11 protein-coding genes and 2 pseudogenes are annotated in these 12205 nt (G+C 41.1%); 4 read left to right on the forward strand and 9 right to left on the reverse strand.

Annotation, left to right across the window (positions count from 1 at the left end):
• Positions 1–33 precede the first annotated feature (33 nt).
• From B4G94_RS04480 to B4G94_RS04505, 6 genes and pseudogenes are all read right to left on the reverse strand, one after another.
• On the reverse strand, positions 34–1278 hold the full coding sequence (locus B4G94_RS04480) for a sulfate adenylyltransferase subunit 1 (RefSeq protein WP_313533089.1): 1245 nt from the start codon (positions 1276–1278) through the stop codon (positions 34–36).
• A gap of 41 nt (positions 1279–1319) precedes the next feature.
• Positions 1320–2212 (reverse strand): annotated as a pseudogene (gene cysD, locus B4G94_RS04485) (sulfate adenylyltransferase subunit CysD).
• A 53-nt stretch (positions 2213–2265) separates the two neighbouring features.
• On the reverse strand, positions 2266–2967 hold the full coding sequence (locus tag B4G94_RS04490; protein WP_286857380.1) for a phosphoadenylyl-sulfate reductase: 702 nt from the start codon (positions 2965–2967) through the stop codon (positions 2266–2268).
• A complete protein-coding gene (locus tag B4G94_RS04495) occupies positions 2957–3535 on the reverse strand; it encodes a precorrin-2 dehydrogenase/sirohydrochlorin ferrochelatase family protein (protein ID WP_286857381.1) in 579 nt (192 codons plus the stop codon). The genes B4G94_RS04490 and B4G94_RS04495 overlap by 11 nt, the downstream gene beginning before the upstream one ends.
• A gap of 2 nt (positions 3536–3537) precedes the next feature.
• Positions 3538–4296, reverse strand: coding sequence for a uroporphyrinogen-III C-methyltransferase (gene cobA, locus B4G94_RS04500; RefSeq protein WP_286857382.1), 759 nt, complete (start codon positions 4294–4296; stop codon positions 3538–3540).
• A gap of 11 nt (positions 4297–4307) precedes the next feature.
• Positions 4308–6386 carry a HEPN domain-containing protein gene (locus B4G94_RS04505; protein WP_422663706.1) on the reverse strand — a complete coding sequence of 693 codons (2079 nt, stop codon included), beginning with the start codon at positions 6384–6386 and terminating at the stop codon, positions 4308–4310.
• Between the two features lie 69 nt (positions 6387–6455).
• Between B4G94_RS04505 and B4G94_RS04510 the strand changes: the two genes are divergently transcribed.
• The 4 genes and pseudogenes from B4G94_RS04510 to B4G94_RS27980 all read left to right on the forward strand — a co-directional run bounded on the left by B4G94_RS04510 (position 6456) and on the right by B4G94_RS27980 (position 9946).
• Positions 6456–7436, forward strand: a complete 981-nt coding sequence (locus B4G94_RS04510; RefSeq protein ID WP_108634289.1) for a PstS family phosphate ABC transporter substrate-binding protein — start codon at positions 6456–6458, stop codon at positions 7434–7436.
• 1 nt (position 7437) lies between these two features.
• The gene (pstC, locus tag B4G94_RS04515; protein WP_108634290.1) at positions 7438–8334 is read left to right on the forward strand and encodes a phosphate ABC transporter permease subunit PstC; all 897 of its coding nucleotides are present in this window, start codon (positions 7438–7440) and stop codon (positions 8332–8334) included.
• Positions 8327–9178, forward strand: coding sequence for a PstA family ABC transporter permease (locus B4G94_RS04520; RefSeq protein ID WP_108634291.1), 852 nt, complete (start codon positions 8327–8329; stop codon positions 9176–9178). The genes pstC and B4G94_RS04520 overlap by 8 nt, the downstream gene beginning before the upstream one ends.
• Positions 9136–9946 (forward strand): annotated as a pseudogene (locus B4G94_RS27980) (phosphate ABC transporter ATP-binding protein). The gene B4G94_RS04520 and the pseudogene B4G94_RS27980 overlap by 43 nt, the downstream one beginning before the upstream one ends.
• 81 nt (positions 9947–10027) lie before the next feature.
• On the opposite strand, the gene bshB1 reads toward B4G94_RS27980, so the two are convergent.
• The 3 genes from bshB1 to B4G94_RS04545 all read right to left on the reverse strand — a co-directional run bounded on the left by bshB1 (position 10028) and on the right by B4G94_RS04545 (position 12131).
• Entirely contained in the window at positions 10028–10759 is a 732-nt protein-coding gene (bshB1, locus tag B4G94_RS04535; protein ID WP_108634552.1) for a bacillithiol biosynthesis deacetylase BshB1, read from the reverse strand.
• A gap of 162 nt (positions 10760–10921) precedes the next feature.
• Entirely contained in the window at positions 10922–11413 is a 492-nt protein-coding gene (locus tag B4G94_RS04540) for a glutathione peroxidase (protein ID WP_286857393.1), read from the reverse strand.
• An 85-nt stretch (positions 11414–11498) separates the two neighbouring features.
• Positions 11499–12131, reverse strand: a complete 633-nt coding sequence (locus tag B4G94_RS04545; protein WP_286857395.1) for a DUF4294 domain-containing protein — start codon at positions 12129–12131, stop codon at positions 11499–11501.
• Positions 12132–12205: the final 74 nt, after the last annotated feature.

The raw sequence follows: 12205 nt of genomic DNA on the forward strand, positions 1-12205 counted from the left end.
AATATTTAGGTTGAATATTTACAGATAAAATTATTAATCAACAGCTTGAATCATCAGCGCGCCAACTGTTATATTAGTCCGTGGATCAATCACGATCGCTTGCGAATTCGCGGCATTTTCTGCCTGCAAATCGAATACAAGATTTTCAGCAGATTTGATCGCGATCCGGCCAATATCATTGAGCTTGATCGTTTCGTCAAAGACTTTTTCCTGTGTATTGATGTCGAATTTATAAAGCACATCAACAATTTTTATTTTTGTCAATTTACTATGGCTCTGTAGCAAATAGATCTGTTCGGTATCCAGAGGTTTATTGTCAAACCAACATACATTTGCCTGTATATTGCGCTCAAATTTTGGTTGTTTTTCAACATTAGCAATCGTGTCGCCGCGACTAATGTCCACATCGTCTGTTAAATGAAGAATAACTGACTGTCCATTTTCTGCCCGATCAAGCTGCAGACCATTAAATTCTATGGCTTTGACAGTACTGTATGTTTCTGAGGGATAAATAATTACCTGATCACCTACCGTAAGCCCCTCTCCTAACACTCTGCCTGCATATCCCCTATAATCATGGAGATCATCCGTTTGTGGCCTGACAACCCATTGTACCGGGAACCTCCAGTTCGCTGCCTGATTTTCGTGAATTTCAACATTTTCCAGGTAGTCCAACAATGATTCTCCTGAATACCAGAGCATACGCTCAGATTTATGAACAATATTGTCACCTTTTAATGCGGATACAGGGATAAAATCAACGTCCTGAAGCCCTAGATTGGCAGCCAATTGTTGATAGTCATTTTTGATTTGTTCAAAAACAGCAGCGCTATAATCCACCATATCCATTTTATTGACACATACCAATACCTGCTTCATTGCCAGTAATTTAGCAATAAATGAATGCCTTTTAGTTTGTTCAATCACGCCCTTCCTTGCATCTACCAAGATAATAATCAGCTCAGAATTAGACGCGCCGGTAACCATGTTTCGCGTGTATTGGATATGGCCCGGAGCATCTGCGATAATATATTTTCGCCGATCGGTCTGAAAATATTTGTAAGCAACATCGATAGTTATTCCTTGTTCGCGTTCTGCTTTTAATCCATCCGTTAATATCGCTAAATCTACTGTTCCATCATCATTTTTTCGATTGGCACGTTGTATCGCTTCCAATTGATCGTCCAAAATAGAATTGGTATCGTATAGCAATCGACCTATTAACGTACTCTTACCATCATCTACCGAACCAGCTGTTATAAATTTCAATATATTCANNATATTCATTGTTGTCAATATCAAGTATTAGATTTGAGGAATTAAAAATACCCCTGTTTTTTGCGTTCTTCCATTGCTGCCTCGGATACTTTGTCATCCATCCGGGCCCCACGTTCACTGACTGTTGATGCTTTGATTTCCGCAATGATATCATCCAAAGCAATTGCTGTGGAATCTACTGCTGCCGTACAGGTCATGTCACCCACGGTTCTGAAACGAACAGATTTAGTTTCGATAACATCATCCGCATCCATATTTAAAAATGGTGCGGCTGCCATTAATTGTCCGTTACGCGTAATTACCTCCCGTTCATGGCTAAAATAAATGGATGGCAATGCAATTTGTTCGCGTTTGATATAATTCCAGACATCGAGCTCAGTCCAATTTGAAATCGGAAATACCCGTACGTTCTCGCCTTTGTTTATCTTACCGTTGAAAATACTCCAAAGCTCAGGTCTTTGTCTTTTTGGGTCCCATTGTCCAAACTCATCCCGCACGGAGAAAATACGTTCTTTTGCCCGCGCCTTCTCCTCATCTCTGCGTGCCCCGCCGATACATGCATCGAAACCGTGTTTCGAGATTGTCTCGAGTAAGGTGACAGTCTGAAGTGCATTACGACTTGCATTTTTTCCTTTTTGCTCAACGACTTTGCCCTGATCTATACTATCTTGTACATAGCCCACAATCAGTTTTTCTCCGATCTCTTCAATAAGGCTGTCACGGAAAGCAATAGTTTCCGGGAAATTGTGCCCGGTATCAATATGAACCAGAGGAAAGGGAAATTTACCCGGCCTAAAAGCTTTTTTTGCCAGATGAACCAATGTGATGGAATCTTTTCCGCCCGAGAATAATAATGCCGGTTTTTCAAACTGTCCGGCGACTTCTCTTAATATATATATTGCTTCCGCTTCTANNAATGATCTAAATAGTCCATTCTTTGAAATAATAAATTTGATTTAATGAATTCGGGTTTACGCTTTTTTAAGATTAAGATTTAACAGCATGTAAACCACATTCTTTTTTACTCTGATCTTCCCACCACCATCTTCCGGCCCGAAAATCTTCTCCTTCCTGAATAGCCCTTGTACAAGGTTGGCAGCCAATGCTCGGAAATCCTTTGTCATGTAATACATTATAGGGAATATACTGTTCCTTGCAATACATTTTTACCTGCTCGAAGGTCCAGTCAAACAGCGGATGGATTTTTATGATATCATTTACTTCATCATACTCTACAAAATCCATATCATGTCTGTTGACCGATTGTTCAGACCGAATGCCGGTAATCCAAATTTTTTTTCCTTTGATAGCACGCTGCAAAGGTTCAATCTTCCTGATCCGACAACATTCTTTACGATTTTCAACAGATTCATAGAAAGAATTAGGTCCCTTTTTACTGATAAAATCTTCCAGCAATGTTGTATCCGGTGTGTATGTCTTGATATTCAACTGATAACGTTCCAATGTACGGCTCCACAAGGAGTACGTTTCTTTGAACAATCGTCCAGTATCCAACGTAAAAATCTCGATACCGATATTATTTTTGCCGATCCATTCAGTGATAATCTGATCTTCTATCCCAAAAGAAGTCGAAAAAACAACTTCAGAAGGATATCGTGCTGCAATTGTCTGCAGCATCTCCGCCCCCTTTTTATCGCCGATAATTTCTTTAATTTCCTTAACGCTCATGACGTAATATATTTTTGGTATGTTCGTTCAGCTTCTTTACCTTATATTCAAAATCACCTTTCAGTTGTTCTCGATACGCACTCATCAACGATAATGTCTCGTCAATCTCTTCCGGCAACATTTCATTTAACAGCTCTTTGATTCGTTTTGCGATTGTAGGTGACTTACCATTGGTTGAAATTGCTACTTTTAGATCACCTTTTTTCACAATAGATCCCAGATAGAAATCACATAATTCTGGTTTGTCTGCTGCATTGAAAAGGATATTATTAAATGCAGTCAATTCGCGCAATTGTTCATTTAATTCTCGATTATTCGTTGCAGCTATGACAAGCTGCATATTTTCGAGATCATTTATCTCAAAAGGACGTATATTGAGTTTAATTTGAGGATATTGCTTGATCAGTATTTCAAATTCTGGGACAATTTCTTTCGCTACTATGTTTAAATTCAAAGCGTTATCATTTGATACAAGTGCTTGAAATTTTTCCATCGCAACATTCCCTCCTCCTACTAATAGGGTATGAATTTGATTGAGTTTGATGAATATGGGAAATAGTTGGTTCATAGCTACAAAGCTAAAGCTTTTTCTTTAATCTGTTGAAACGCCCTGTGTTTTGCTACGACTTCACCAATAATTATAATAGCCGGTACACCAAGTCTTTTTTCGGTAGATTCATCCAATATATTTTCCATTGTACCCAATACAATCTTTTCATTAGGTAATGAGCCGTTCTGAATCAATGCGATTGGTAAATCATGAAGATTCTTATCCCGGTAAATAGCCACGATCTCAGCCAGTTTTCCATATCCCATTAAGACAACGACAGTCGCCTTGGACTCGGCAGCCAAATATAGGTCGCTGGACAAGCTGCCATCGGATTTTGATCCGGTTATCACCCAAAAACTTTCGCTGATCCCCCTATAAGTCAGAGGAATCTGCTGTAACCCTGTCAGACCAATTGCGGAGGAAATACCCGGTATGACTGCTGTTTCAATACCATATTGTGCCACATGATCGATCTCCTCACCACCGCGTCCAAAGACAAATGGATCCCCTCCTTTCAAGCGCACAACATGCCCATAATTCAAAGCATAGTCAACCAATAGGCGATTAATTTCATCTTGAGAGGTTGAAAGCTGTTCGGCACGTTTTCCGACGTAAATTTTTATACAATCTGCTTTCGCATAGTCCAACAATTCATCATTGACAAGCGCGTCATACAAAATAACATCCGCTTTCTGGATTGCTTTGATCCCTTTGAGGCTAATCAAGTCTGGGTCTCCCGGCCCAGCGCCTACTAAAGTTACTTTTGCTTCTATCGACATTCCGTTCCCTCCTAAGCCAATACAGGCGTTAAATTTTTACGTTGATAAACCTCATTGATAAACTTTGTGGCCTCTTGTAGATAGCCTGTTGCAAAGCCCTCAGTAGGTTCATTTTTACTGATTTGTAAGACAAGTTCCGGAAATGACTGATCAAAGTTATATTCCCCGGACTCCACAAAATGTGTCTGGAATTCGTTGATCACTGTATTTTGCGTGCTTGCACTGATACCTTTATCTAATAGCAAGGCTTTCGCCGCCTGAACAAAGGCATTGTATGCATGATAGATAGCGTCTGCGAATTTTGCTTCCCCGAATGTCTCATTTGCCCATTGTAGTTTTTCCTCCGCCTCATAAATCAATGTTGCCACTAAATCAATCACCACCCCGGCACACTCACCCACACCTATCGCTGTTTGGAAAGTCCCCTCATGTCCCCAATCCACAAACTCATCTTCCGCAAGCGTCGTCAGATCCGATAGTGGTTTTAATAGATTGTAAAAATAATTTTTACCCTGTCTGTCGTAATACGCATGGAAATTCTCGGTCTCTTCAGCATTCTTTTTATAATCGTTCAACACGAATTCAACCACATGCAATACCCTTTTGGTCGGTACTTTGATAATTCGTTCGGCTACACGGCCTTCACCGTCGCCGATGGTACCGCCACCAAGCATAACCTGAGCAGCGGGAACTACCTTGCCCTCTGCTTTAACCGAGCTGCCATGGAAGCCAATATGCGCCAGCCCATGTTGACCGCAGGAATTCATACAACCGGATATCTTGATTTTCAAGTCTCTGTTGAAAACAAAATCCTGGTGAAATTCGGCTATATACGATTCGATGACCCGCGCCATTTCGGTACTGTTTGAAATACCAAGATTACAGGTGTCCGTTCCGGGACATGTGGTCACATCTGCAGTACTGTCAAAACCTACCTGTGCAAGATCCAATGATTTGAGCAATTGGTAAATATGAGGTAGCGTCTTTTCGGTTGCATACTTCAGCAGCAAACTTTGGTTTTGTGTTATCCGGATATCATCCGCAACAAGATCTTTTAAGCCAGCGACCAAGGACCGCGCTTTATCGGTACCGATATCTCCTGTAGAAACACGTACATAGACACCGTAATAACCTGCCTGCTTTTGTTCAAATGTATTCGTATTCTTCCATACCTGATAGTTTAAGTCTGTATCCAGATCAAGTACGGTAATTTGGCTGTCGTCCGGTGGCAGCGGTTGCTCAATTTTGGTTCGATCAATAGCGAAAGTTTTTACTTTTGTAGCAATCTTTTCCGCTTCGATCAGATTTAACACCTCTTCCAGGCCAAGTTTTTGAATAAGGTATTTAAAACGGGCTTTATTTCGGTTGTTACGCTCGCCATATCGGTCGAACACTCTTAAGGTAGCCTCAATGTAAGGAATAAGCTCATCTTCCGGAAGAAATTCATTTGTTAGCGATGCTAAAAATGGTTGCGACCCCAGTCCGCCGCCCAGCAGCACTTTGAAACCACGTACTTCCACACCATCCACATACTTCAATTTTGGAATAAAACCCAAGTCATGAATATACGAAAAAGCGGTATCCTCTTCACTTGCAGAAAAAGACATCTTGAATTTTCTGCCCATCTCCGCACAGACCGGATTACGTAGAAAATATTCAAACGTTGCCTGTGCATACGGTGAGACATCGAAAGGTTCTTTCGGATCAATACCCGAAGTTGGTGAGGCCGTTACATTACGAACAGTATTACCACAGGCCTCCCTTAAGGTAATATCGTCCTCTGCCAATTTTGACCAAAGTTCTGGCGTACGATCCAGACTAACGTAATGGATCTGAATGTCCTGACGCGTGGTCAGGTGCAGGTTACGACTTGCATATTCATCAGATATTGCCGCTATTTTGATTAACTGTTTAAAAGTAACTTTTCCAAATGGAAGTTTGATACGAACCATTTGAACCCCTGGTTGTCTCTGTCCATATACTCCCCTGGCTAGACGCAATGACCTAAATTTTTCATCAGCGATCTTACCTTCGTGAAATAATCGAATCTTTTTTTCAAGTTNNGTCAAATGTAAAAATATTTTTTTAATATTCTATAATATCTACCAAATTAATATATATTTGCCGTATAAAATTTAATATACTAAACCTGTAGACTAATGGGTGTAACGATAAAAAGATATTTTATAATTCTGTTTTTTAGCTTTATAACCGTATTTAAGATCACGTCCTGCGCACCAAAAGTAAAGAATGGATATAGTAAAGAGCGTGGATTTGAAGGCAATATTTCACTTTCAGGGGCCTTTGCACTCTACCCTTTGGCCGTAATCTGGAGTGAAGACTTCAAAAAAATTCATCCACATGTCCGTTTTAATATCTCTGCAGGCGGTGCAGGCAAAGGGATTGCCGACGTGTTAACAGGTATGGTAGACATTGGGCTGGTATCGCGGGATCTGCATCCACAAGAAGTCAAAAAAGGCGCAGTCCCTATTATTGTGGCCAAAGATGCTGTGATATGCACATTGAATCCTGCTAACCCGAATTATAAAGCATTACTGAAACGCGGCTTAACCCGGGAGGAACTTGCGGAGATTTTTGCCAGTCGAAAATTTAAGACATGGAATCAAATTGATCCACAATTTACTGCAGATCCGATTAATGTTTATGTACGTTCGGATGCCGCCGGAGCAGCAGAAACCTGGGCCAAATTTTTTGGACGTAAACAGGAAGACCTGCAAGGTGTTGGAATCTTTGGTGATCCCGGTATTGCCCAAGCTATTAAAGATGATAAGTTTGGCATTGGCTTCAACAATATCAACTACGTATATAATTTAAAGACAAACAAAGTGTTTGACCATATCGATGTACTGCCATTGGATTTAAATAAAAATGGACAGATTGAAGCCGACGAGCAATTCTATGGATCGCTGTCAGACCTGACCGGAGCTGTTGCAGCAGGCAAATATCCCGCGCCTCCCTCCCGCGATCTGACATTTGTCACACGCAATAAGACAGAGTCCCTGCTTCTGAAGGAATTCATCTCTTTTGTGCTGCAGAAACAGGCGCAGTCACAGTTGCTTGAAAATGGTTATGTACCATTGAGTGAAACACTGATCAATGACGAACTAAATAAGTTATAGCATGCTAAATACACGTCTAGTTAAAGATACCTTAGTAAAACGGTCCACATTTTTGTTACTGCTGATTTCGCTATCAGTTGTCGTTATTATTGCGGTCGGTTTAACTGTAAAATCCATTCCGCTATTTGAATACAGCAACATATTTCAGCTATTGACAGATAAAGTATGGGCACCTATGAAGGGCTCGTTCGGATTTCTGCCTTTTATTGCCGGTACACTCGCTGTTACATTGATATCGCTTGCCATAGCAATACCCCTGTGTATATTGACGGCAGTTTATCTGACTGAATACGCTTCCGATGCGCTAAAAAACATGATGCTTCCGCTTGTAAATATCTTGGCGGCCATACCACCGGTGTTATACGGTGTTTGGGGTGTATTATTTATCGTCCCGCTGATCCAGCTTTATATTGCTCCGATTTTTGGTGTGGTGACATCCGGTTATTCAGTATTAGCCGGTGGAATTGTATTGGCGGTCATGATTTTTCCGATCATGATTTCCATTATGGTGGAAGTGCTTCAAACGATTCCGTATGAATTAAAAGCCGCTTCTTTGTCTTTGGGAGCAACAAAATGGGATACCATAAAACATGTTATTCTCAAAAAGGCAAAACCTGGTATCATCGCTGCCATTGTCTTATCGACCTCACGGGCATTTGGAGAAACGATTGCAGTACTAATGGTTTGCGGGAATGTACCCAAGGTGCCTACATCCATATTTGATGCCGGTTACCCCATCCCCGCTTTAATCGCCAACAATTTTGGTGAGATGATGTCCATCCCTCTTTATGAGTCCGCTTTGATGTTTTCAGCGCTATTGCTATTTGTCATCATATTTATTTTCAATTTAATATCACGTCTGATATTGAGACGACTTGAAGGAGGTTTAGATGGATAACACCAAAAGAAGATTAATAAGTGAAAAGATCGCGAAGGGTTTCATGCATCTATCCGGAATCACGGTAACCGCTTCCCTGTTTTTTATTGTAGGTACGATTCTCTATAAGGGACTTCCCTATCTCAATTGGGAAATGGTCAGTCAGTTGCCCAAAGGCGGATTTTACATCGGCAAAGAAGGTGGAATCTTAAACGCCATATTAGGTTCACTCTATCTAGCAGGGGTAGCGACTGCGCTATCTGCTTTTATTGGTATTCCGATATCACTTTACCTGAATATTTATTTGGGTACAAAATCCAAAGTAACACAGTTTTCGAAGTTGTTGTTTGATGTGCTTTACGGGGTACCATCGATTGTGTATGGCGCTGTCGGCTTTGGTATTATGGTCTATTTTGGCATTAGAGCATCACTACTGGGCGGCATACTAACAGTCACGTTATTGACGATCCCTATTGTGGTACGTACAGTAGACGAGCTGATCAAAACGATTCCTGAAGATCTGAAAAATGTCACCCTTTCCTTGGGTACCACACGCTGGGAGCTTGCGAAAGTCATGTTGCGGAGTATTCGTGCCGGGTTATTGACTGCCATTCTATTAGCATTCGGAAGAGCAATAGGTGATGTCGCCGGCGTATTGTTAACAACGGGGTTCAGTGACAATTTGCCTAAATATATTGACGAACCAGCAGCAACACTTCCCTTGGCTATATTTTTTCAGTTAAGCAGTCCAATTCCTGAGGTACAGGGACGAGCATATGCTTCGGCCCTGGTTTTAACTATCATCATTTTAATTATCGTAGTATGCACGCATATCCTTCAATCGAAACAAAAGAATCGTCGTTAAACAGTCCTTTGACTGATCCTCACATTCAGATCAAGGATCTCAATGTATATATCGATGGGAGACATATTTTAAAGAATATTAATCTTGCCTTGCCGAACAATAGTGTAACCTCCATTATCGGACCTTCAGGCTGTGGCAAGACCACATTGCTGAAAACCCTGAATCGCCTGGTCGACGACACAAAAGGTGTTGAAATAACGGGATCTGTGCTTGTAAACGGTGAGGACATTTATGGCAAAAATGCCGAAGTAACGCATATNNCGTAAAAAAATGGGGCTTTTATCCCAAAAACCTTACCCATTGCCGATGTCCATCTACGACAACGTAGCTTATGGGCCGCGTATACATGGCACGAAAAATAAAAAAGAACTGGACAAGATTGTCGAGATACAATTGCGCAATGTAGCCCTATGGGATGAGGTTAAGGACCGTTTGGGGCATTCCGCCGCCGGCCTTTCGATTGGACAGCAACAACGGCTCTGCTTAGCGCGGGGACTTGCTGTCGAACCCGAAATTATACTTGGTGATGAATCAACTTCCGCATTGGACCCGCTATCCACAGCAAAAATTGAAGAATTACTCATCGAACTAAAGCAGGATTACACCATTGTTCTGGTGACACACATTCTACGACAAGCCCGAAGAGTGTCTGATTATATCATTTTTGTTTATGGTGGTGAAATCCTTGAATTTGGTCCCACTGAACAAGTGCTGTTAAATCCACAGCATGAAATCACAAAACAATATGTAAAAGGTTTTATCTCCTGATAGATTACCTGCCGTTTATAAAAAAGCCGAAGATTCTATGTCTCATAAAATCCTCGGCTTTTATCTTTTATTGCAACTTCGCTATCTTAGATCAAATAAATCATCAACGCCCAATATTTTTTTAGATGTAAATCCTTCAGCATACTTAGCCTGGATGTAACGGCCAAATTCCCTTGCTCTGGCGGCGGTAGATTCCATAAAATCCGGATTGGAAATATACGTTTGTGGCTCGTCAGGATTGATATTTTCGCCTGTATAGAACTGTGTTTTATAGGCCAGGATTGATTTTTCCTTCAAAGCATAGTAGTCCGTAATATCAATGACTACATCGGGTTTGATGTAATAATCCTGCACAAATTGCAACACTAGACGTGGACGGAAGGCTTCCTGGATATGATTATTTTGGTCTCTGGTTTCCACCTTTCTTAACCCCGAAAGGAAGCAGGCTTCATTCACAAGCTGCCCTGCTCTGCCATGATCCGGATGACGGTCAGTAATCGCGTTGGTAATAACGATTTCAGGCTGGTATTTCCTTACGGCACTTATAATGGCCATTTTTTCCTCGATGGCATTTTCAAAAAAACCGTCTCTCAAACCGAGATTTTCACGCGCTGCCAGTCCGAGAATCGCAGCTGCATCTTTTGCCTCTTGTGCTCTGGTCTCCGCAGTACCTCGTGTACCGAGTTCACCCCGAGTTAAGTCTACAATTCCTACTTTTTTTCCTTCGGCAACATATTTTGCCATTACTCCGCCTGCACCCAATTCTGCGTCATCGGGATGCACGGCAATGACAAGTAAATCTAGTTTTAGCATATTTATATCTTCTTTTTCGTTTATGGCTTCCAATATCAGCAAAATCGGTAAAATCAGTATGTTACAATTCACCACTCCATATTGCCGGCTTGTGTTGAAGACAGCCGGCACATACAGGTCTTACTGGTATGAAACCGAGGCCAAAGGTAGGAAGTTTGTAGGTTACTCCTCCAAAAGTCGTTCGATATTACGACAAATTTTACCTGACAATGGCGAAGTCGTAGGATAATAGAAATCCACAACTTCCCCCTGCCTGTTGATCAAGTATTTATGAAAATTCCAGGAGGGCTTACTATTGATATGTCCATTTTCTGCCTTATTTGACAGGAAACTATACAATGCCGTCGTGTAGGTGCCGATGACATGGCTACGTTTAAAAACCGGAAAACTGACCTGCTGGTTTATTCTACAAAATGTCTCCAATGTACTGCCGGTCAATGGTTCTTGATTCCGAAAGTTATTGGACGGAAAGGCCAGTACCTCAAATCCCCTTGCTTTATACTTTTGGTAGAGCTTTTCGAGCGATTTAAACTGTCTTGTGAATAGACACTGACTCGCTGTATTGACGACCAACAAAACCTTTCCTTCAAAATCTCCCAGAGATTTCATAGTTCCATTGAATTGCAAAGCATCAAAGTCATATATCGTTTTCATATTGTCTTAATTTAGGTATTACATAACGAACCCGATCCTAGTTAAAGTATCTTCGTGACTTATATATACAAGTATATATGGGGTCCTACATCACCGGTTTGGGCCTCGACCGTTCAAATTCACGGATGATATTTTCGATTTCGAAGTCCTCTTTTGGATCGTATGCTGATTTCAAATTATGCCCAAAAATTTTGGCGACTCCCTGATAAAAAAATGCGGAGATCCCACCTTTCATTTCCTTCACCATTTCATAGCTCGTGTGTCCTGTATAGCGATCGATCAGCTTTATTAGGATTTTACCCTGGGAAATGGTCATATTTTTAATTTCCCTATTAAACATTTGCTTCACATCGTTTTCACATCTTTCCACCAGCGCTTCATGTTCTTTTTTATTGGATGTCATAGCCAGATCCCGATCCAGTTGATCGTATCTTTTTTGAGCATATATGGCATAAGGGAGCACTTTCAGCACATTTCTTCTGAAACGTAAATATTCCCTTCGGGCTTCCTCGCTTGACCAGACTCTTTTCTTGACAATAACCACTTCAGGAATGGGAAACCAAGGCAAAATCTCACCCGAAGGCAGCGTTGTTGTCATATAATCAGTCACTGTCTCCTGGGCCCCTTCACCGTATAAAGGAAGGACCAGAGACTGAGCCTTTGCCACGCCTGACAAAGTCCCAAGAAGAAAAAACAAAACACATACTGTTGTCTTCATCTGAACGACTATATAACTCTTTTAATTTGTCAATGCTATTATATTTTGGTAAATTTATTACAAAATAAGTTAGC

It is taken from the genome of Sphingobacterium sp. UBA7625, from assembly GCF_002484085.1.
GTDB lineage: Bacteria > Bacteroidota > Bacteroidia > Sphingobacteriales > Sphingobacteriaceae > Sphingobacterium > Sphingobacterium athyrii.

Coding starts and splice junctions, on each gene's coding strand:
- B4G94_RS04520 (WP_108634291.1), top strand. CDS start 8,327: ATGGATAACACCAAAAGAAGATTAATAAGTGAAAAGATCGCGAAGGGT.
- cobA (WP_286857382.1), bottom strand. CDS start 4,296: ATGTCGATAGAAGCAAAAGTAACTTTAGTAGGCGCTGGGCCGGGAGAC.
- pstC (WP_108634290.1), top strand. CDS start 7,438: ATGCTAAATACACGTCTAGTTAAAGATACCTTAGTAAAACGGTCCACA.
- B4G94_RS04490 (WP_286857380.1), bottom strand. CDS start 2,967: ATGAGCGTTAAGGAAATTAAAGAAATTATCGGCGATAAAAAGGGGGCG.
- B4G94_RS04540 (WP_286857393.1), bottom strand. CDS start 11,413: ATGAAAACGATATATGACTTTGATGCTTTGCAATTCAATGGAACTATG.
- bshB1 (WP_108634552.1), bottom strand. CDS start 10,759: ATGCTAAAACTAGATTTACTTGTCATTGCCGTGCATCCCGATGACGCA.
- B4G94_RS04495 (WP_286857381.1), bottom strand. CDS start 3,535: ATGAACCAACTATTTCCCATATTCATCAAACTCAATCAAATTCATACC.
- B4G94_RS04545 (WP_286857395.1), bottom strand. CDS start 12,131: ATGAAGACAACAGTATGTGTTTTGTTTTTTCTTCTTGGGACTTTGTCA.
- B4G94_RS04510 (WP_108634289.1), top strand. CDS start 6,456: ATGGGTGTAACGATAAAAAGATATTTTATAATTCTGTTTTTTAGCTTT.